Source organism: Paenibacillus sp. CB74 (genome assembly GCF_055687625.1).
The window spans coordinates 3,030,818-3,050,962 of the sequence record NZ_CM146009.1; the positions used below are offsets into that span (position 1 = coordinate 3,030,818).

20 protein-coding genes and 1 other RNA gene are annotated in these 20,145 nt (G+C 46.1%); 9 read left to right on the forward strand and 12 right to left on the reverse strand.

Going from position 1 to position 20,145, the window contains the following annotated elements; genetic code table 11:
- Positions 1-34: 34 nt before the first annotated feature.
- A complete protein-coding gene (cimA, locus tag ACX9NY_RS13330) occupies positions 35-1,654 on the forward strand; it encodes a citramalate synthase (RefSeq protein ID WP_339303103.1) in 1,620 nt (539 codons plus the stop codon).
- A gap of 77 nt (positions 1,655-1,731) precedes the next feature.
- Here the strand turns inward: cimA and ACX9NY_RS13335 are convergent, their stop codons facing one another.
- Positions 1,732-2,283 (reverse strand): TlpA family protein disulfide reductase, encoded by a 552-nt coding sequence (locus tag ACX9NY_RS13335; protein WP_339241191.1) that lies wholly within the window; start codon positions 2,281-2,283, stop codon positions 1,732-1,734.
- Positions 2,284-2,507: 224 nt separating this feature from the next.
- Here ACX9NY_RS13335 and ACX9NY_RS13340 point away from each other — a divergent pair, with 224 nt between their 5' ends.
- Positions 2,508-2,999 carry a M67 family metallopeptidase gene (locus ACX9NY_RS13340; RefSeq protein ID WP_339241188.1) on the forward strand — a complete coding sequence of 164 codons (492 nt, stop codon included), beginning with the start codon at positions 2,508-2,510 and terminating at the stop codon, positions 2,997-2,999.
- Here ACX9NY_RS13340 and ACX9NY_RS13345 read toward each other — a convergent pair.
- Genes ACX9NY_RS13345 through ACX9NY_RS13355 form a run of 3 tightly spaced genes read right to left on the reverse strand, consistent with a single transcriptional unit; the run spans position 2,985 to position 6,246 of the window.
- Positions 2,985-3,722: an exonuclease domain-containing protein gene (locus ACX9NY_RS13345; RefSeq protein WP_339241186.1), complete on the reverse strand. Its 738-nt coding sequence runs from the start codon at positions 3,720-3,722 to the stop codon at positions 2,985-2,987. The genes ACX9NY_RS13340 and ACX9NY_RS13345 overlap by 15 nt on opposite strands.
- Positions 3,719-4,804, reverse strand: coding sequence for a DUF294 nucleotidyltransferase-like domain-containing protein (locus tag ACX9NY_RS13350; RefSeq protein ID WP_472479293.1), 1,086 nt, complete (start codon positions 4,802-4,804; stop codon positions 3,719-3,721). The genes ACX9NY_RS13345 and ACX9NY_RS13350 overlap by 4 nt, the downstream gene beginning before the upstream one ends.
- Before the next feature lie 41 nt (positions 4,805-4,845).
- Entirely contained in the window at positions 4,846-6,246 is a 1,401-nt protein-coding gene (locus ACX9NY_RS13355; RefSeq protein WP_339260276.1) for an ammonium transporter, read from the reverse strand.
- Between the two features lie 352 nt (positions 6,247-6,598).
- On the opposite strand from ACX9NY_RS13355, the gene ACX9NY_RS13360 reads away from it, so the two are divergent.
- Both ACX9NY_RS13360 and ACX9NY_RS13365 read left to right on the forward strand, forming a co-directional pair.
- Positions 6,599-7,027, forward strand: a complete 429-nt coding sequence (locus tag ACX9NY_RS13360) for a MerR family transcriptional regulator (RefSeq protein ID WP_017689377.1) — start codon at positions 6,599-6,601, stop codon at positions 7,025-7,027.
- A gap of 27 nt (positions 7,028-7,054) precedes the next feature.
- Positions 7,055-7,735: a zinc metallopeptidase gene (locus tag ACX9NY_RS13365; RefSeq protein ID WP_338593613.1), complete on the forward strand. Its 681-nt coding sequence runs from the start codon at positions 7,055-7,057 to the stop codon at positions 7,733-7,735.
- 36 nt (positions 7,736-7,771) lie between these two features.
- On the opposite strand, the gene ACX9NY_RS13370 is transcribed toward ACX9NY_RS13365, so the two are convergent.
- Positions 7,772-8,683, reverse strand: a complete 912-nt coding sequence (locus ACX9NY_RS13370; protein WP_339241179.1) for a LysR family transcriptional regulator — start codon at positions 8,681-8,683, stop codon at positions 7,772-7,774.
- A gap of 70 nt (positions 8,684-8,753) precedes the next feature.
- Positions 8,754-9,380, reverse strand: a complete 627-nt coding sequence (locus ACX9NY_RS13375) for a rhomboid family intramembrane serine protease (RefSeq protein WP_253433339.1) — start codon at positions 9,378-9,380, stop codon at positions 8,754-8,756.
- Between the two features lie 147 nt (positions 9,381-9,527).
- Between ACX9NY_RS13375 and tpx the strand changes: the two genes are divergently transcribed.
- Entirely contained in the window at positions 9,528-10,046 is a 519-nt protein-coding gene (gene tpx, locus ACX9NY_RS13380; protein ID WP_339241177.1) for a thiol peroxidase, read from the forward strand.
- A gap of 72 nt (positions 10,047-10,118) precedes the next feature.
- Here tpx and ACX9NY_RS13385 read toward each other — a convergent pair whose 3' ends face one another.
- From ACX9NY_RS13385 to cshA, 4 genes are all read right to left on the reverse strand, one after another.
- On the reverse strand, positions 10,119-10,511 hold the full coding sequence (locus ACX9NY_RS13385; protein ID WP_017689382.1) for a DUF1499 domain-containing protein: 393 nt from the start codon (positions 10,509-10,511) through the stop codon (positions 10,119-10,121).
- Between the two features lie 182 nt (positions 10,512-10,693).
- Positions 10,694-10,885: non-coding RNA, 6S RNA (ssrS, locus tag ACX9NY_RS13390), on the reverse strand.
- Positions 10,886-10,936: 51 nt separating this feature from the next.
- Positions 10,937-11,749: a YesL family protein gene (locus ACX9NY_RS13395; protein WP_017689383.1), complete on the reverse strand. Its 813-nt coding sequence runs from the start codon at positions 11,747-11,749 to the stop codon at positions 10,937-10,939.
- A gap of 208 nt (positions 11,750-11,957) precedes the next feature.
- The gene (gene cshA, locus ACX9NY_RS13400; RefSeq protein WP_339241176.1) at positions 11,958-13,544 is read right to left on the reverse strand and encodes a degradosome RNA helicase CshA; all 1,587 of its coding nucleotides are present in this window, start codon (positions 13,542-13,544) and stop codon (positions 11,958-11,960) included.
- 304 nt (positions 13,545-13,848) lie between these two features.
- On the opposite strand from cshA, the gene ACX9NY_RS13405 reads away from it, so the two are divergent.
- The 4 genes from ACX9NY_RS13405 (at position 13,849) to ACX9NY_RS13420 (ending at position 17,932) form a co-directional block, all read left to right on the forward strand.
- Entirely contained in the window at positions 13,849-14,670 is an 822-nt protein-coding gene (locus ACX9NY_RS13405; RefSeq protein WP_091017520.1) for a YitT family protein, read from the forward strand.
- A 173-nt stretch (positions 14,671-14,843) separates the two neighbouring features.
- Positions 14,844-15,032 carry a hypothetical protein gene (locus ACX9NY_RS13410; protein ID WP_029880762.1) on the forward strand — a complete coding sequence of 63 codons (189 nt, stop codon included), beginning with the start codon at positions 14,844-14,846 and terminating at the stop codon, positions 15,030-15,032.
- 161 nt (positions 15,033-15,193) lie between these two features.
- Positions 15,194-16,375 carry a putative glycoside hydrolase gene (locus ACX9NY_RS13415; RefSeq protein WP_472478850.1) on the forward strand — a complete coding sequence of 394 codons (1,182 nt, stop codon included), beginning with the start codon at positions 15,194-15,196 and terminating at the stop codon, positions 16,373-16,375.
- Between the two features lie 204 nt (positions 16,376-16,579).
- Complete coding sequence (locus ACX9NY_RS13420; RefSeq protein ID WP_339243000.1) at positions 16,580-17,932, forward strand: MATE family efflux transporter; 1,353 nt, start codon at positions 16,580-16,582, stop codon at positions 17,930-17,932.
- Positions 17,933-18,022: 90 nt separating this feature from the next.
- Here the strand turns inward: ACX9NY_RS13420 and pfkA are convergent, their stop codons facing one another.
- Positions 18,023-18,994, reverse strand: a complete 972-nt coding sequence (gene pfkA, locus ACX9NY_RS13425; protein WP_253433325.1) for a 6-phosphofructokinase — start codon at positions 18,992-18,994, stop codon at positions 18,023-18,025.
- A 51-nt stretch (positions 18,995-19,045) separates the two neighbouring features.
- Positions 19,046-20,125, reverse strand: a complete 1,080-nt coding sequence (locus ACX9NY_RS13430) for a tetraprenyl-beta-curcumene synthase family protein (RefSeq protein WP_472478852.1) — start codon at positions 20,123-20,125, stop codon at positions 19,046-19,048.
- Positions 20,126-20,145 lie beyond the last annotated feature (20 nt).

Below are 20,145 nucleotides of genomic sequence, written 5' to 3' on the forward strand. Positions count from 1 at the left end.
TTAAAAGAGCGCTTTATCTCAAAGGAGGATCTTCATGTCAAAGGCCATTTCCATCTTCGATACGACTTTACGTGACGGCACACAAGGGGAGGGTGTCAGCTTATCGGCAGACGACAAACTCAAAATTGCCAAGAAGCTTGATGACCTGGGTGTCCATTATATTGAAGGCGGAATTCCCGGCAGCAATACCAAGGACATTGAGTTTTTCAAAAGAGTCAAGGAATTAAACCTGAATGCAAAAGTCGTCGCTTTTGGAAGCACACGCCGTAAAGGCAGCATCGCTAGTGAAGACGCTAACCTGAAGCGCATGATCGAATCCGGTGCCCAAGCTGCAACCTTAGTCGGTAAATCATGGGACTTCCACGTGCATACTGCTTTGCAAACCACCCTGGAAGAGAACTTGTCCATGATCTATGATTCCATCGCCTATCTGAAACAGAACGGTATGGAAGTCATCTTTGATGCAGAACACTTCTTTGACGGATTCAAACATAACCCGGAGTATGCTCAAGCTGTCTTGACCAAGGCTCACGAGGCTGGAGCGGACTGGCTCGTCATGTGTGATACCAACGGCGGGACCATGCCAAACGAGGTGTACGAGATCGTATCAACACTGCATAGAAGCCTGCCTCATGCACATCTTGGCATCCACACACATAATGACTGTGAACTTGCTGTGGCCAATACACTAAGCGCTGTACAAGCCGGAGCCCGTCAGGTTCAAGGAACAATGAACGGTTATGGAGAGCGTTGCGGTAACGCCAATCTCGCATCCATTATCCCGAACCTGCAACTGAAGCTTGGCTATGAATGTGTTACTGAGGAGTCCATGCGACAACTTACCAACGTGGCTCGTTATGTTAGCGAGATTGCCAATGTAAACATGCCGATTAATCAGCCTTATGTCGGCAATGCTGCTTTTGCTCACAAAGGTGGGATCCACGTCTCTGCCATCCTGCGGGATTCGCGTACGTATGAACACATCGTGCCTGAACTTGTCGGTAACAAGCAACGTGTGTTGGTATCGGAACTTGCCGGACAGAGTAATATTGTATCCAAAGCGCAGGAACTGGGGCTTGAATTCGATCCAAGCAGTGCCAATTCACGTCAGATTATTGAGAAAATCAAAGACCTGGAGCATCAGGGTTATCAGTTCGAAGGCGCTGACGCCTCGCTCGAATTGTTAATTCGTGAGGCGAACGGTGACATGAAAGAATTGTTCACTTTCGAATCATTCAAAATGCTTGTGGAGAAAACGGCGGGCAAATCCGTAGTCTCTGAAGCTTTTGTCAAACTTAATGTAGCTGGAACAAGTGTCTATACCGCTGCTGAAGGTAATGGTCCGGTTAACGCACTCGATAATGCACTTCGGAAAGCACTGGTGCAATACTTCCCTTCACTTGCCAACATGCATCTCTCGGACTACAAAGTACGTGTACTGGATGAGAAGGATGCCACTGCTGCCAAAGTTCGTGTTTTGATCGAATCCAAAAATACGGAAAACACGTGGAACACGGTTGGTGTATCCGAGAACGTAATTGAAGCCAGTTGGGAAGCTCTCGTGCATAGTTTCCGCTATGCGCTTCTTCAAGAAAAATTGCAGGATGAGCCGGGCACACTCCCTATTCCTGCTCACGGGCTGAGTAATCATTGAAGTGTATTTCCCGGAAAATAAAAAGAAGCCTCTGTACCCATGATTCATGGATGCAAAGGCTTCTTTCTTTGCAGTAATTAATTTGCAATTAATTCTTTAATCTTACGTTCCAACTCTTTTTCGGGCAATATGCCCAGAATAATCTCCTGTATAACGCCTCTGGAGTCGATCAGAACATTCGTTGGAAAGGCGACCCCATTGTATTGAGCATACACGGTTCCCTTCTCGTCCAAGGGAATGGGGAACTTCAGTTGGTATTCATCCACAAAAGCTTTGGCATCTTTCAGTTTATCGTAGGATGTTACATTAACGCCATAGAGATCAAGCTTATCCTTATATTTCTCAGCCATTTTGTTCAGCTCGGGAGCTTCCTGTTTACACGGATCACACCACGATGCCCAGAAACTGACGAAAGTCGCCTTGTCTTTGGCGCCGCCCACACTGTACGTTTTCCCATCCATTGCTGTCAGAGAAAAAGGAGGTGCCAGAAGACCCGCACGCGGACCCGTCTCAGTAGGCATGGGTTCCTCCTGCTTAAATACGGCGGCAATACCATCGCCCGCATTCTGGGCCAGTGTAATACCAACTAGCAAGACAACACCGAGGAGTATGTATATGTTTCGTTTCATAACCCGCCACCCTTTTATATAATTAACCTATTGAAACTGAAACCTTATTTCGCGCATGTTAGATGTTTACGACAATCTATTACAGATCACCAGAACATGATTCACCAATGTCCTCTTTAATATTGTACCCTTTTCCTTTAAAATTTTACAATCCACATCACAGAAAATAAAATGAAAAAGGACTCCTGCCTAAGCAGGAGCCAAAGAGAGAGGGGTGAATACAAATGGCAGCACTTCACGGACAGCAGAACACCTTCTACATCCCTTCTTCCGTAGAACAAGAGATGTGTAAGCACATGTTCCTTTCGCTGCCGCAAGAAGCCTGCGGGGTTATGCTGGGTGAAACCGCAGCGGGCGGTATACGAATCAGTCGGTTTCAGCCCATTCGTAACGTAGCACCTGACCCGCTGCACCATTTTGCTCTGGACGATGCCGAATGGATTCGGTGCGTTTTCTCCGAACCCAAACTCATCGGCATCTTCCATTCTCATCCGCAGACTAGTCCTGTACCTTCCCTAGAGGACATGCAAGCTCTTCCCGCCTTCGCCGGTTTGCTTCAGATGTACCTCATCGGCTCACCTGACCTAACAAGCGGGTTGCGATCGCGTATGCATCTGAACGGATATCAGATTGAATCTTCGAAGGAATTGCCGGATCAAGCACACCACGTTGCGCCTTCTTACCATCTGCTTCCCGTTCCGTTATGCGTGACTTAGCTGGGTATACAAATCACCCAGGGTCTCCACATTTTTACGCATCATGTCCTCCAGATAACAGGACCATAACTGTGCAGTCATTTTCGAATCTTCCAATGCATGGTGACGACCATAGATCGGAATGCCTCTGGATTCCAGTAATTCATCCAGACCATACCCCGGCCTGCTTGGTTCAAGCCAGCGAGCCAACATCATCGTATCAATTAAACGATGCGTCAGTCTTACTTTTGAAGTCCGCCACAGCGCAGCATTCAGAAAGGCGCGATCATGCGCACTTGCGTGTGCGATCAGAACATTTCCGCCTACAAAAGACATGAAATCATGTAATCCCTCCAACAAAGTTGGCGCGTTCAGTGTCATCTCCTGTGTAATACCTGTAAGTTCAGTAATATGTTCTGGGACCGCAGTTTTGGACTGGACCACCGTATAGAACTGTTCTCCTTCCAGCACCACACCACCATGTATACGGACCGCACCAAATGAGATAATCTCATCCCCATGCTGGGGTGAAAAACCCGTCGTTTCCAGATCAAATACAACTGCGTCCAACTCGTTTAGAGGCGTATGCAGAACCTCAGGTCTGCGCTGTTCTCTCATCATCGAGCGGATAAACGCCATGTGTTGCGCCGTAGGGGCTCCCATAATGGAAGCGATGGCGGAAGGAACCCCTCCCTGACGCAGCGAATTCCAGAATCCTGTATTGCCCCTTGCCGGCTCTCTCATGGACGTCTCCTTTCTGCAAAACGCAACTGTCTTTGCAAAGCACGATGCACTCGTCGTACCAACCCGAGCGTATCCCTGAGCTCATAATGAATCTGTTTTTGTTTCATCTGTTTCTCATCCAGGAACCCGCTGCTATGTTGCAAATCCCCTTGGATGATAACCGGCGTACTTCGGCGAAACTTCAAAGCGGCTATGAAGGCCCGCTGACATGCGTCCAGTAGTGTAAACGGAACAGCTTCAAGTGAAGTCAGTCTCTCCATTCTTTTTAACGTAGATGACTCCTTGATCCCATGCTGCAAAGCCAAATAACGGGCACTGTTCACAAGTGGGATGTACAAACCATACTTGACATCAAATCCACCTGCATGTTCACCAAATCGTTCTGTGACCACACGTCCAAGTACATTTAATGTAGCTTTATGTTTAACCGTATTGCGAAGAACGGCATCCGAAAGTTCGGGAACAAGTCTGAACTGTTCATAAAAACTTGTGATCCATTCCTCTGCCAGACTTTGCTGCCCCGTAACAAAACGCATGTCTGAAGCGATGATCAGATTACGAACAGGCTCCCAATTCAGATCTGAACTCCACTCTGCCAATTGTTGCTTCCATGATGCCAGCGTTTTTCTCCACAGTGACTCTGAGCACATGACTTTGCCTTCGCACTTGGCGTAACCAAGCCCTTCCAACATATCCGTGATTCGCTGTCCAAGTTCGGCAAAGTATGCCCCTTTACCCTCATGTGGGATATCGCTAATAATCATGCCATTGTCCTGATCACTCCATAACGTTGCTTCTTCCCTGCCAGAACTGCCAAATACGATAAAGGCATAGGGGACGGGAGGTTGGCCTAAGCCTTCCTCAACCATCCCCTGAATGCATAACTCTACTGCTTTCCGTGCAATCCGGTCATGCAGTTCATTTACCGTTTGGTACCACTCGATTGGCGACAAGGAAGCGGACAACAAATCCTGGAGCTCATTCTGTAATATCACACGTGCCTGGCGCAGTTCTGGAACAGACACCGCACCATCGATTCCCTGATAAGACCAGGAATAGTTTGTAAACGAGATGGGTTCCATCATGTCCAGCCTCCTTGATGCATGTTTCAGCATTATCCAACTCAGGAGCTGAACGTACCACCATTGGATTTTGAATCTACGCTTTTCATTTGTTCAGGGTATCCGTAAGTACCGTGCTCACTGATATCCAGACCCATTGTTTCTTCTTCTTCAGTAACACGGATGCCCATGATCGCTTTCATTCCGCCCAGAATAATGAAGGACATCACCAGTACGAAGGCAAAAGCACCCGCCAGACCTAGAAGTTGTACGCCCAATTGGTGGAAGCCACCGCCATAGAACAGACCCGCTTGACCTACACCAGCATTCTCGGCAAGTTCAGGAGTAGCGAACAAACCTGTGGAAATCGCACCCCACATACCCGCAATACCATGTACGGAGAAAGCGTAGATTGGATCGTCAATTCCTTTACGATCGAAGTACTGTGCTGTGAAGAATGTGATGATACCCGCCAAAGCACCGATAACCAGCGCTGCCCAAGGCTCAACGAATGCACATGCCCCTGTAATCGCAACGAGTGCCGCAAGCACACCGTTTAACATGCTAGGAATATCTGACTTACCAAGTACTGCCCACGAGATTAACAGCGCAGCAACACCACCTGCTGCTGCAGCTACGTTAGTAGTCAATGCAACATATCCGAAGAATCCATCCCCCATGGCAGATAACGTACTACCTGGGTTGAATCCAAACCAACCGATCCAGAGGATAATAACCCCGAGTACGGAATACACTTGGTTGTGACCTGGAATGATGTTAGGTTTGCCGTCTTTGTTATATTTACCGATACGTGGTTTCAACAAGATGGTAGCTACCAATGCTGCAGTCGCACCAGTCAAGTGAACTACCGTCGATCCTGCAAAGTCTTGCATACCCAGCTCAGCCAACCAGCCGCCGCCCCATACCCAGTGAGCAACAACCGGATACATAATAATGGTATACAATGTACCAAACACGATATATACGCTCATCTTTGCACGTTCAGCCATACCACCGCAGGCAATGGCCAGAGATACCGCCGCAAAGGCGAGGTGGAATACAAATTTGATAGTCAGTGGAACATCGGAGAAAGCCAGTGATTCGAAGGAAGCAGCCATACTGTCTCCACTTAGGAAGAATCCGGTAGTTCCAAAAAATCCATTACCATTACCGAAGCCTAGACCAAAACCCAGCCCCCAGAAGGCAATAACTGAAATTCCCAATGTCAGGATGGTCTTACCTGCAATGTGTCCTGCATTCTTCATCCGTGTTGAACCCGCTTCGAGTAAAGCAAATCCCCCTTGCATCAAGAATACGAGTACCACAGCCAGAAACGTAAAGGCTGAGTTCAAACCGCTTTGAAGTTCAATGTTAGTTGGACCCTCCGCAGCCGCAAATGCGCTGACCGGAAAAGCGAACAAAGTAAGCATTACTAACATGGAAACCAACCATTTCTTTCTCATATACCCCACTCCCTCTTATGTTAAGTTTCTTCACATAACGTGAAACTCTTAATGTCATTATAAGCAGAAGAGAGGAAAGTTGACAAGAGTATTTTCATCAAAACTGAAAATTATTTCTGGGAATAAAGTCATACGTCTTTTTCTTGCACTTAAGTACATAATCACATTCTATGAGTACATAGATATAGAAATGCGGTATCCTGATCGCCAAAGCATAACGTTTGACTGTACGGTTAAAGATCATGTATCATACTTATTAGTAAGAAAAATTGGGCGTAGTATAGAAATTCGCAACTGGAAACTACAATTCCCTACATTTGAACTTGCAAGCGAGGTGAATATCATTGGGGATATGAAACTTTTTCGGATTGGCGAACTCGCCAAGACCGCTGGTGTGAGTGAACGGACGATTGATTATTACACAAAGCTTGGGTTGATCGCTCCCGAAGAACGTACACAAAAAAATTATCGTCTCTATAGTAATGAAACTTTAACGAGGCTTGAACGTATTGTACAGATGAAACAAGAGAAGTATAGTCTCGACGAGATTAAGCAATCTCTTGAGAAGTGGCGTCTGGTTAGTACAGAAGAACAAGTTGCCAGCAAATTGACAACATTGGAACTTCACGTACAACAACTTGAGCGAGAGGTTAATGAACTCAAACCGCTACTTGGAGAGATGAAACCTGTACAAGCACGCAAAATGATGGCAGGACTTCTCACCAAAAGCGCCGGTACAATGGAGGCACTTAAAATCTTGCTTGAGAACACCATGATGTAGCTTATTTCAGAAAGCGGAGGAATGAATATGAGTTTTAATAACGGTATGTTCGTATTGATCATTATCGCCTTTTTGCTCTCTTTATGGGCGCAATTTCGCGTTAAAGGTACATTTAGACGTTGGTCGGAGGTCCCGAACCAAAACGGAATGACGGGTTACGATGCTGCTCGCCAGATGCTGGATGCTAACGGCCTGCATGATGTTCCCATTGAACCTGTACGCGGCACGCTCTCAGATCACTACGATCCGATCAATCGGGTTGTACGGTTATCAGAACCAGTATATTATGAAAACTCAATCTCAGCTGTTTCGGTAGCCTGCCATGAAGTTGGTCATGCCATTCAGCATAAAGAAAGTTATCCAATGCTGGCACTGCGTCACCGGATCTTCCCCATTGTGAATTTCGCATCCGGATTAGCTCCATTCCTGCTGATTGCAGGATTCCTCTTCAATGCCATGAACCTTGTAGGGATCGGTATCATCTTCTTCTCTGTAACTGTAGCATTCCAACTCATCACGTTACCGGTTGAGTTCAATGCGAGTAACCGCGCTAGAGAAATTATGGTATCTGAAGGGTACATCCGTAATGAAGAAGAAAAAGGTGTTGCAAAAGTCCTGAACGCCGCAGCCTTGACTTACGTCGCTGCAGCGTTGATCTCACTGCTTGAGTTGATTCGTTACATCGGAATCTTCAACAGCCGCGATTAATTGCATAGCTCATACAACACAAACAATACCCCACCGTTAATCGGATGGGGTATTGTTCTGTTGTAAACCAAAATAATGAAGCAAAAATGAACGAAAGGACTGGGCAACCAGCGGCAACTTGTCATCCGCACGGTGAATTAACCCAATGGTCCGTGTTACTTTTGGATGGGAGATAGCGACATGTGCCGGCTGCAACGGGTTTGTCTGGAATAGCGCCATCTCAGGCAGGAGGCTGACCCCCATGCCCGCAGCGACCAATCCGCGGATCGTGTCGGTCTCTTCCCCTTCAAAAGCAATTTTGGGTGTAAAACCAGCTTCCAGACAGGCATGCCACACAATAGGACGAAGAGAATAACCTTTGCTAAACAATACAAATTTATCATCCTTGAGTTGTTCAAGCGCAATGGTCTCTTCACCAGCTAACGGGTGATTCGGAGGAAGGATGGCATGTAATTCTTCCGTGAGTACAATATCACCAGCCACTTGATCATGCTTCTCTGGAAAAGGAGAAATGAATGCCAAGTCTACCTCTCCCGATAACACGTCACGAATCAATGTAGGGAACATCCCCTGCTTGAATCTGAATTTCACGTTAGGGTAGCGCTGACGAAAAGCAGCTACAACGGAAGGAATGAGATGAATCCCCAGGCTATGCGGGAATCCAATGCGGATCTCCCCATGCTCCGGGTCAAGAAACTCATGAACTTCCCCGACTGCTTTGTCCAAATCTTTTAATATACCTTCAATTCGTTTGCAAAAAAGCTGTCCTACTGCAGTCAACTGCAGGTTTCGCCCCTTTTGCATAAAAAGGTCCACGCCCAGTTCTTCTTCCAGCTGATGAATCTGACGACTCACCGCCGACTGTGCCACATGCAGCTCTTCAGCAGCCTGTGTTACATGTTCCTTTTGTGCCACTTTCAAAAAGTAATGCAACTGTCTTAATTCCACTCGTCCTGATCGCTCCAATCTGTTATACCCTACTTATCCCTGACTGCATTCCATCTTGAGAACGTTCTGACTACCGTTTTAAGCTGCGAGGTTTCCACAACCTGATCAACAGTCCGTAAATAAAGAATCCACCCAACAATCCTCCGAGGTGCGCCATCCAATTGATGCCCGACATCGCGAAAGAGAATATGATCCCGAACAAAAGCAGCGTGTACATCGTTTTGCGCGAAGCCTCGTCCATCATCGTTCGCTGGAACAGCGCTACATACAGGAATGCACCATAGACGGCATAGATCGCTCCAGAAGCACCTACGGAGATGGTGATACTTCCAATCGAGTTGTACCATGCAACAGCAAGGATATTACCCAATACACCACCACCCAGATACAATACACCATACCTTACCGACCCGAGCAAACGTTCCATTGGTGGTGCAAATACAATTAACGCAAAGCTGTTAAACAATAAATGACTGAAGCCCGCATGCAGGAAGATCGATGTAATGTAACGCCACCACTCCTGTGCGAACAGTTCATGATTCGTAAGTGCCCCGAATTTCAGCAGCACCATATTGTTCGTTGAGCCACCGTTCACCGTTAACACAATAAACATCACAACATTGGCAATTAAAAAAATCGACGTCAAAGGGAAATACTTCAGATAACCTTTCCAGTTCTCATAGCGAATAAATATCATAAATTTCTTCTTTCACTCCACCCTGTTCAGATCGGACTTAATCTCTGATCCATCGTAATGGTACATGTCCGAATTGGACAATGCCTTTCATAAAAGATTATAATGGATTTTGGCACGGATCACCAATTTATAAGGAGGAACATTATTATGACACAAGAACGTACAGGCGCAGCCACATTCAAAGGCAACCCTATTACATTGATCGGACCCGAACTGAAAGTGGGCGATCAAGCACCTGATTTTACCCTGAGCAAAAACCTGGTTGAAGATGCTTCCCTGAAAGACTACGCAGGCAAAATCAAATTAATCAGCGTTGTTCCTTCCCTGGATACTGGCGTATGCGATGCGCAAACTCGTCGTTTCAACGTTGAAGCTGGAGAACTGGGAGACAATGTTGTTGTCTTGACAGTAAGCGTTGACCTCCCGTTCGCTCAAGCCCGTTGGTGCGGGGCAGCTGGTGTCGACCGCGTAGTTACATTGTCAGACTACAAAACACGTTCTTTCGGTGAAGACTACGGCGTTCTGATCAAAGAATTCCAACTCGACATGCGCTCCATTTTTGTTTTGGATGCCGAAGACCGGATTACATATGTGGAGTATTTGCCTGAAATGACAGACTCCCCTAACTTCGAACAAGCCATTGCTGCTGTAAAAGCTTTGCTGTAGAAGTTACCACACGTTCAGAACAAAAGCGAGGAAGGTTAACCTTCACTCGCTTTTTGTTATTTATCATCTATTTCAATCATTCGCTTTATACTTGCTTAGCTTCTTGTCCAGTACGGAGAATAAGTTCATAATCGTGCGATAATTCGAACCCAAATCTCCAAGCGAACCACGTGAAGCTGAATACATATCCACCGCACTACGAACAGGACTTACCGAGATAATGGAAACTGTAATATCCATCGTCCGTCCAAAGGTAGTCCGCTTCTCCAGTATAACTTCTCCAACAGAAGGAACTTCGTGCAGCACTTTATAACCCGGAATTTTTTTGAGTGTTGAAGAAACCTCTTCCCAAGCTCTGTCTTTAGATAAGTTATAATACCGTGTTTTTAATTTGGGATCCTTGGCTCGATCGCTGGTCCCCTCCATGCTGCGGATGATACCGACGAGCGTTCTCTTTAAGGTCAAGACCCTTCCTCCTTTGATTGTAACCGTTCCATTTATGTATCTAAGTGTAACATTGTTCAAGTAGTAACAAAAGGGTAAGCATCATATTTATCACAAAACCAATCAAAAACAATCATCACAACTTAAAAACACCCTGAGATTCCTTCAGAAGAGGGAAAGTCAGGGTGCTGTACATGAAAATTTAGGAACCCGCCTATGCCGTCCGGCTACATTGTCTTATGAACCTGCTTGGCAGGTGGGTGACCGCAAAAATGCTTTTTGAAGTCCCCATGTCGTATAGACAGGGCTTTTCAGCAACATTCTGTGTTGATCTCCCGAAGACATCATCATTGGTTCAAAACAACGAATAACCGAAACGTACATCGCAGGATGTACAATTATTATATCCCTAACTGTGTAAAAAGTAAATGGCGATTCATCATGTTTTATTTTTGCAATGTAATGTTTTTGTCGTCTGATGGCTCAGATGTTTCACCATTCTCTGCTGATTGTTCAGCCAGCGCAGCAGCTTCCTCTTCTTCCTTCTTCAACTGCATCTTTTCCATCTGCTCCTGCATTTTGTTGAAGGTTGCGTAGAAGTTAAAGAACGCGAACCAGGCAATGATGCTGATAATGAAGAAGACGAACAATACCGGATAACGGAAACCAATGTAGAACAGTAGTCCGCTTCCCAGCAATGTGGAAAATACACGGAATGGTCTGATCAGCGTTAACAGTACTGCATTTTTGATAATGAGTCCAATGGACATGTGATAATGCACAACCATTGAGAAAAAGTTAAAGAGTGATACAAATAACAAGAGAAGCAGCACAAGCATGATGATTCCCACGAGCTGCATGTTGCGGAACTGGGTCATGTACACCGTATAATCCAGATACATGATCGCGAACAACAATGTGTAAAAAATGCCCCCGATTAAACTTTGCTTGTAGTTTTCTTTGTAACCTACAAAGAACGTACGGAAGATTGGCACATCCGTATCTCCCATATTCCATTTACGAACAACCGTAAACAGCGCCGACGTCGCCGGGAATAGTGTAAGCGGTGCCACAATGGCTATAGCCCAGTTCATTTGCAATGATTCGTTGGCGAGGTTCTGCTGCATAACAAGCAGTTTCATAATCAAGAAAAACAAGAACGGAGACGAACAAATAGCCCACAACAGATTGGTTGCGGCCAGTCTCGTAATCCACTCTGTAAGCCGGTAGATCCCACCCATAGCTCCTTTAAATTCCAAACATTTCTCCTCCTCCGCAGCCTTGCGTATTACCTGAAGTCTAATATTAATATACCTTATTATAGATAGGAAAAGCCAGTACTTCCCGAAAAGAGATCAGCTCCGCCTTTGACCAGTGCTTTGCATAATCAGAAAAAAAGAAAATAGCCATCTAAAAATAAAAAAAATGGAGCAGTTGCCTGCTCCATTTCAAGTTCACACATTTATATTACTCGAAAGAGGAATCTTTTGCTGGACGACGTCCTTCGTTGGAGCTTGGACGAGGTTTGCGGTCACGGTTGTAACCACCTTCTCTGCTTCCGCCACCAGTGCTGCTGCCGCTGTTACGATCACGGTTGTAGCCACCACGTCCGCCGCCACCGCTGTTGCGATCACGGTTGTAGCCACCACCACTGCCGCTGCTGCGGTTACCGCTATAGCCAGATGGTTTACGTCCGCCAGAGCGAACATCCGGTTTGCGACGCTTCGCACGGATTGGATCTTCAGGAGTCAGGTCAACTTGAGCATCTTTTTTGTCACCTGTCAGGAGCTTCAGAGCAGCCGACAACAGTTGAACAGAATCATATTGCTCAAGCATTTGAATCGCGATACCTTTGTATTCGTTCAATTCGCCCGATTGTACGATTTCCAGCAAGCGTTCTGCTGTCAAACGTTGTTTTCCTTCAACAGCTTCTGCCATTGTTGGCAGTGGTTTACGTGGAATACGGTGACGTGTTACACGCTCAATGAAGTGCAAGTGATCAATCTCACGCGGTGTAACGAAGGACCAAGCAGCACCCTCTTTACCCGCACGACCTGTACGACCGATACGGTGAACATAGCTCTCCGGATCTTGCGGAAGGTCAAAGTTCACAACGTGAGTTACGCCGGATACATCGAGACCACGTGCAGCTACGTCTGTTGCAACGAGTACATCAATGCTGCCGTCACGGAACTTACGCATTACTGTATCACGTTGATTCTGGGAAAGGTCACCATGGAGACCATCAGCAGAATATCCACGTTTTTGCAGAGCTTCAGCCAATTCATCAACACGACGTTTGGTACGTCCGAATACGATCGCCAGTTCAGGAGATTCCATATCCAGCAAACGGCTAAGTGCTTCGAATTTTTGACGCTCAGGAACTTCAATGTAAGCTTGGTCGATCAATGGTGCACTTACTTGTTTAGGAATTACAGATACGTGTTCAGGGTTGTTCAAGAATTGTTGAGCCAATTTTTGAATGTTAGGAGGCATTGTTGCTGAGAACAGCATCGTTTGACGCTCGTCTGGTACTTGTTTCAGGATAGACTGAATATCCTCCATGAAACCCATATCGAGCATTTCATCTGCTTCATCCAATACAACAGTTTGTACATCATCAAGTTTGATTGTTTTGCGGTTGATGTGGTCAAGGAGACGTCCAGGTGTACCAATGATAATTTGTGGTTTTCTTTTCAGTGCGCGAATCTGACGAACGATATCTTGTCCGCCATAGATTGGCAGGGAGCGCAGACCTTTGAAGCGAGTGAGTTTTTCGATCTCTTCAGCAACTTGGATTGCAAGTTCACGTGTAGGTGCCATAATGAGGGCGCGGATTTTTTCGTCACTTTTAGTGATTTTGCTGATCAATGGAATACCGAATGCAGCTGTTTTACCAGTACCCGTTTGTGCTTGACCAATCAAGTCTCTTCCTTCAAGCGCCAAAGGAATTGATTTGGATTGGATTGGTGTTGCTTCTTCAAACCCGAGCTCAGTGATGGCTTGCAGCACCAGCGGTTCAAGATTGAAATCTGTGAAATTTAAATTTGTCAAAATTATTCATACTCCTTTTATATGGTGGACATGGTGGACAATCCACTTTGTTGTCTGTATTCTTAAGTAGCGTTAATATTTATAGGGTATCCCAACTGGGCAAATTATTTTCACGAACGATTATAATTCCATGAATGGGTCCCCAACATAAGACTAAAACTACATACATGTGTTTGAAACATTTCAAATTTTATCGTTCCATTTGGGAAAAGTTTCCTACTCAAGAATATCCACAAATCATTATATCACAAAACAATTCAAGATTACCAGCAATCTGGTTTTAAATATAAATGAGGTGATTAAATTGCCCAAAATAATTTGGCACTCTTTAGTGATCATTTTGGGTGCCGCAGCTATTGCTTGCGGCTTTAACTGGTTCTTGGTCCCCCATCAGCTTTTAAGCGGCGGGGTATCCGGTATTTCAATGCTTCTGGGTTATTTTACAACGTTGAATCTTAGTATAATGTATTTTGTTCTTAACATTCCCCTGCTCATTGCAGGTTGGTTTATTCTTGGACGTCGTTTCATTACATTAAGTATTCTCTCGGTAGCAGCCACTTCTTGGTTCATTGCGCTTCTGCCTGTTTTTGCTGTGGCTACAGACCCTTTGCTTAGTTCTGTATTTGGCGGTGTACTCATTGGAATGGGCACTGGCGTTTCCTTCCGCGTCGGCGGCTCCACGGGAGGACTCGACATTGTTGGGTCCATTTTCACACGTAAACGAGACTTTCCGATTGGTACAGTGATGGCCGGCATGAACGGTTCGATTATTATGCTTGCAGGATACCTGAGTGACAATTGGAATACAGCGTTGGCCTCCATGGTATCCATTTACATCACGGGCAAGGTGCTTGATCTGATCCATATCAGTCACGTCAAGGTAACCCTGTATATTATCACAAACGAAACCGAAGCCATGTTGAAAAAATTACTTGTTCGGCCTCGTGGAGTTACCAAAATTAAGACTCAGGGAGCATACACGGATATTGAAAAGGACATGCTCATGACCGTTACCACCCGCTACGAGCTGGTTGAAATTAAACGAATTATCAAGGATACCGATCCAAATGCTTTTGTTAACATAGTGGAAACGGTTGGTGTTATGGGCTCATTTCGCAGAAGTTAAGACACCTGTACGGTTAACAATTCACAACATTGTGGTATAATAACGGTGTACGGCTCCTAAATATGTTGTATAGCAGGTTCAACCCTTCAATTTCACAGGCCATATGCTTTCCCGAATGCACCGAATGACTTACCATTTTGGAATTCGAGTAGGAAAGGGTGATTAATGTGGATATGGAAACGGTAAAACTGTTTGAAATTGTCAACAGATGGTGCCCGGAAATGCTCCCTTTCTTGAAACCGAATGAACTCGACTCACTGATTGTCCTCCGGGATGGGCTGGGCATCCTGGAACAGGGAGACGCAATGGAAATCATTCAGTACAGTATTTGTGAGCATCAAAATGAGATTTACATTCAATAATTTTTTTCAGATTGATCACGCCGCTTTTTGCAGGGGATTTCCTCTGCAGGAAGCGGTTTTCATTTTTTCCATGTGTTTCATTACTTGCTTAATATGGTTAAAAGCCCGGAGGCTTTAATGTATAATTCATATATGGAATGCACATAAGGGAGTGGAAATGAATGAACATGTTTTTGGCTTTATTGGCTATGGCCTTTGGAAGCTTTGGTGGTACCCCCGCAGCAGCGGATCAGGGAAACCCCCAGTTCCAATCGTTAACCAACAGTTTTAACACCGCAATCTTCCAATCTCAAAAAGATCAGGTCGTTATTGATGCTGATAACCCACCTGCCAAAATGGATCCTCAACCTGACGCACCTGTGGTCAAAGGTATTTACGTCACAGCCTACAGCGCTGGCGGCGCACGTATGAAAGAATTGCTGGAACTGACAGACAGTACCGAACTGAATGCCATGGTCATTGATATCAAAGACGATCTCGGATACATAACTTATCCCACAGAAAACAAAGCGCTACAGAAAATGGGCAAATCCCAACCCTTTATTCGGGATATCGATGCCTTGATGAAACGGCTGCAAAAACACGATGTCTACCCGATCGCACGTGTCGTTGTATTCAAAGATACGATTCTTGCCAAGAAGAATCCAGAGCTTTCCTTCCGAAATAAGGATGGATCCGTCTGGGCCAATGGCAAAGGCGACAGCTTCGTGAATCCGTACAGCAAGGAAGTGTGGGACTATAATATCGAGATTGCAAAGGAAGCAGCCAAACTTGGATTCAAAGAAATTCAATTCGACTACGTTCGTTTCCCGGAAGGTTTCGAAACTCGGGCCGATGTACTGAAATATACCAAGTCCGACAAGTCACGGGTCGATGTTGTGGCTGAATTCGTGCAATATGCACGCAAGGAGCTCGCGCCGTTAGGTGTTCGTGTCTCAGTGGATATTTTCGGTTATGCCGCTTCTGTACCTGCAGCTGAAGGCATCGGACAAGATTTTGTGAAAATATCCGAAAATGTGGACGTCATCTCACCCATGGTATACCCTAGTCACTATTCAACGGGATGGTATGGAGTGAAGGACCCTGACAAAGATCCTTACACCACCATCAAGGGCTCCATGGAAGACACACACAAGAAACTGGACCCTACCAAAGAGCTCAAACCCGTCATTCGTCCGTGGATTCAGGACTTTACGGCAAGTTGGCTCGGAAGTGGGCATTATATCAAGTACGGCAAGAAACAAGTGGAAGACCAAATTAGAGCGATGAAAGACATGGATGTGCATGAATATCTGCTCTGGAATGCGTCCAATCGTTATACATCTGGTGTACAATATGAGTAATCCGCACTTTTGCATATCTTTGTATTCATCCAACCTCGCTCCGCTTCAGGCGGAACGAGGTTTTTTATGCTTGCCTTTCTCGATTGTGCCTCTCTTCTGCTTCTGTCCCTATTCAAATCGGACAAAATCCACTACAATGAATAGCTGTCCAGATATGACACTTGGATGACATCACTTTAGAATAGCGAGGCACTGCCAGTGAACATGAACACAACAAGTTTTTCACAAAAAGTGAAGCAATTCCTGATTATATTTTTGCCCATCTTCACCACTCAAATCGCCCTCTCTGCCATGTCGTTCTTCGATACGAATATGTCAGGCAAGTTTTCCCCGGCCGACCTTGCAGGTGTTGCGATTGGCACAAGTCTGTGGATGCCAGTTCAAACTGGACTAAGCGGCATTCTAATTGGCATAACCCCCGTTGTATCTCATCTGTTAGGTTCCAAACGTAATGATCAGATCGGATATAACGTCATACAGGCGTTGTATCTTGGCATTGCTGTCAGTCTAGTCGTTATCGGAGCCGGGGCCTTGTTACTTGGCCCTATACTAAACGGAATGCCTTTGGAGCCTCACGTTGCCCAAGTGGCCTTTTATTTTCTGTGTGCACTCGCTTTTGGCATTATCCCACTCTTCGGATATACCGTGCTGCGCAGCTTCATGGATGCACTTGGCCAGACGCGAACGACAATGTTCATTACACTGGTCTCGCTGCCCGTTAATATCTTACTGAATTACCTGCTGATATTCGGCCGCTGGGGCTTTCCCCAATTGGGCGGCGTTGGTGCTGGAGTCGCTACAGCTTGTACGTACTGGCTCATCTTTCTCATTAGTCTCTTTTTTGTCCATCGGATGGAGCCTTTCGCCCAATACGGTATTTTCCGTCAGTGGACCCGCGTATCCCTTGCCAAATGGAAAGAGTTACTCAAGATCGGGGTTCCGATTGGATTCGCGACTTTTTTCGAAACGTCCATCTTCGCTGCGGTGACTTTAATGATGAGCCGATTTGATACCACAACGATCGCTGCCCATCAGGCGGCTCTGAACTTCGCTTCTACGCTCTACATGCTGCCTGTGAGCATATGTATGGCTCTTACGATCCTTGTAGGTTTTGAGGCAGGTGCAGGGCGTCTGAAAGATGCCAAACAGTACAGTCTGCTCGGCATTGGTGGAGCCATCGGACTCTCCCTGCTGACAGCCATCGTGTTGATTGTGTTCGGTGAACAGATTGCAGGTGTGTACTCAAACGATCGAGAGGTCATTGCACTTACGCAGCATTTCCTCATTTACGCCATTTTCTTTCAGATCTCGGATGCCATTGCTACACCGACCCAGGGAGCATTGCGTGGCTACAAAGATGTGAATCCGGCACTAATCATTACGTTCATAGCTTATTGGATTATTGGCTTGCCTGTTGGTTATCTAACGGCTACATATACTTCTCTCGGTGCCTTTGGATACTGGATCGGACTCATTGCCGGCCTTGCTGTAGGAGCAACAGCGCTTCTCTGGAGACTCTTTCGGATACAAAAACATGCCGCACTGCGCAAGGCGTAACATTAATATTCACTTCCGTAAAAACGTAAAACAACAAAAAGAGCACAATCCTCGTTCATGCGGGATTGTGCTCTTTGTTTTTGAATCGAATTATTGGGACAAACGTTGTGCAAGCTCGTAAGTCTCCATATCAAAATCTTTTTTCGTGTTAACGACTTTATCAATATCCGTCAGGGTAAGTTCACCCTTGATAATGCCACAACCTTTGTCTGTCTCGCCTGCGATCAGACTACGAACAGCGAAGTCGCCCAGACGGCTCGCCAAGTTACGGTCGAAAGGTGTTGGCGTACCCCCACGCTGAATATGACCCAGAACGGTTACACGCGGCTCATATGTCGGGCAACGTTCCATCAGTTCTTTCGCCACATCCTCACCCTTGCCCACGCCTTCTGCAACGATGATAATACTGTGACGTTTACCATGTGCAAAGTTAGCTTTCATCCGATCTGCCACTTCGTCCATGTCAAACGGAACTTCCGGCACAAGAATGGTTTCAGCACCCGAAGCAAGTCCGGCATGCAGAGCAATATCCCCACAGTGACGACCCATAACTTCAACGATGGAAGAACGTTCGTGTGAAGACATCGTATCACGCAATTTGTTTACTGCGTCAACTACTATGCTTACAGCTGTATCAAATCCGATCGTATAGTCGGTGAATGAAATATCATTATCAATTGTTCCTGGCAGACCCATTGTGTTAATGCCCAGTTTGCTCAGTTTGTTTGCTCCGTTGTAGGAACCGTCTCCACCGATAACAACCAGACCGTCAATGCCACGTGCACGCAGAATGTCCGCACCTTTTTGCTGGCCTTCAGCTGTGTAGAACTCCTTGCAACGTGCCGATTGAAGAACCGTTCCCCCACGTTGGATGATATCCCCTACACTCCGCAAATCCATTGGGAAAATGTCATTATTCAAGAGACCTTGGTATCCACGTTGAACTCCATATACTTCGAGACCGTGAAACAGTCCGCTGCGAACAACCGCACGAACGGCCGCGTTCATCCCCTGTGAATCACCACCGCTCGTTAACACTGCGATTTTCTTTACTGCTGTCATGATGTTTCTTCCTCCTCTAGTTTCACTTCAGGCTCCGCAATTACACCTGACTTACATATTTTTCCGTATCCAGCGACTGAAAATGAAGAAAAATATTCTCGTCATCGGACTCTTCTTCATCAGACGTTTGGATACGACGCGAACTTCCTGCTGTTCGCTGACTTTGGGATCAGACAGGTAAATGGCAATCAGTCCTTCGATGATCATCCGGTGAAAGGAGCTTCCCGGGATCTTCTGCACATCGCTGCGTGCCATCTCCACAATAAAAGCAATTCTGTCCAGCATGGTCTCTACATTCTCATAATAGTTGCAGAAGTTGAGATCTCCCCCGATGCGGTCCTCATCCTGATCAATTAAATAATCGAGCATAATGTGCAATGCGCATACATGTGGGAAATAGGCCGTGTGGATCGAGGCCGCTTGCTCTTCAGTCAACTGATCGTCACTCGCAGCCAGAAACAGCATGAAAACGCCCAGTGTAGAGCCAGTCGCAGCAGCAAATTCGTTCCAACGAAACTGAGGTGTACGATGACGATGCTTCGACCACCATTCGAGCAGTGCCGTTTCTCTCAGTTCCGGCTTGATATGCTTATATACCTGCAGGTCCGTGTATAGGCCTGCCAGATCCTGAATTTGGGGCTTGGCGGACGCATAGCCTGGTAACTGAAGGGTCAGTTCCTGACATGTGGTCACCAGATTCCGCAGATATCCACCGTCATCCTGCTCCTCACGGAGGGCATAATAATTGACGGGAATTGCTTCGGGATCTACCGCATCAAGCATAGATTGATGGAGAAGACGAAAGTCATCCGGGTCCATCGATGTGCTGCGGTCGCACAGATTGTCCAAATAATCACTAATAGTCTGATATGAAACGATCAGCGGAATCAGAATGTGTCTGTTGGGCAAATCAGCTAACGCGTAGACGGTTCCGCCTTCACAGTGAAACTGTTTATCCTTTAGACTGGCAAGTGCCTGCGTACGCAATTCCTCATTCGGAATTGCCTCAGCCTGAGCACGCCATCCATTCAATGCCTTCCGTGTTTCCGGAATGGTGTATTTGTACACCCCTCTCATCAATGCCAGCGGTCCACGCGGATATTGATGACGTTTTCGATTTGATTGGCTCAAAATAAATGTGCCTCCACTTG

What these genes read in the sequence shown, in the direction of transcription:
- ACX9NY_RS13360 (WP_017689377.1), top strand. Translation starts at nt 6,599, where the DNA reads ATGAAACTTTTTCGGATTGGCGAACTCGCCAAGACCGCTGGTGTGAGT.
- ACX9NY_RS13365 (WP_338593613.1), top strand. Translation starts at nt 7,055, where the DNA reads ATGAGTTTTAATAACGGTATGTTCGTATTGATCATTATCGCCTTTTTG.
- cimA (WP_339303103.1), top strand. Translation starts at nt 35, where the DNA reads ATGTCAAAGGCCATTTCCATCTTCGATACGACTTTACGTGACGGCACA.
- ACX9NY_RS13375 (WP_253433339.1), bottom strand. Translation starts at nt 9,380, where the DNA reads ATGATATTTATTCGCTATGAGAACTGGAAAGGTTATCTGAAGTATTTC.
- ACX9NY_RS13340 (WP_339241188.1), top strand. Translation starts at nt 2,508, where the DNA reads ATGGCAGCACTTCACGGACAGCAGAACACCTTCTACATCCCTTCTTCC.
- pfkA (WP_253433325.1), bottom strand. Translation starts at nt 18,994, where the DNA reads ATGACAGCAGTAAAGAAAATCGCAGTGTTAACGAGCGGTGGTGATTCA.
- tpx (WP_339241177.1), top strand. Translation starts at nt 9,528, where the DNA reads ATGACACAAGAACGTACAGGCGCAGCCACATTCAAAGGCAACCCTATT.
- ACX9NY_RS13420 (WP_339243000.1), top strand. Translation starts at nt 16,580, where the DNA reads ATGAACACAACAAGTTTTTCACAAAAAGTGAAGCAATTCCTGATTATA.
- ACX9NY_RS13335 (WP_339241191.1), bottom strand. Translation starts at nt 2,283, where the DNA reads ATGAAACGAAACATATACATACTCCTCGGTGTTGTCTTGCTAGTTGGT.
- ACX9NY_RS13410 (WP_029880762.1), top strand. Translation starts at nt 14,844, where the DNA reads ATGGAAACGGTAAAACTGTTTGAAATTGTCAACAGATGGTGCCCGGAA.
- ACX9NY_RS13350 (WP_472479293.1), bottom strand. Translation starts at nt 4,804, where the DNA reads ATGGAACCCATCTCGTTTACAAACTATTCCTGGTCTTATCAGGGAATC.
- ACX9NY_RS13355 (WP_339260276.1), bottom strand. Translation starts at nt 6,246, where the DNA reads ATGAGAAAGAAATGGTTGGTTTCCATGTTAGTAATGCTTACTTTGTTC.
- ACX9NY_RS13415 (WP_472478850.1), top strand. Translation starts at nt 15,194, where the DNA reads ATGAACATGTTTTTGGCTTTATTGGCTATGGCCTTTGGAAGCTTTGGT.
- ACX9NY_RS13345 (WP_339241186.1), bottom strand. Translation starts at nt 3,722, where the DNA reads ATGAGAGAGCCGGCAAGGGGCAATACAGGATTCTGGAATTCGCTGCGT.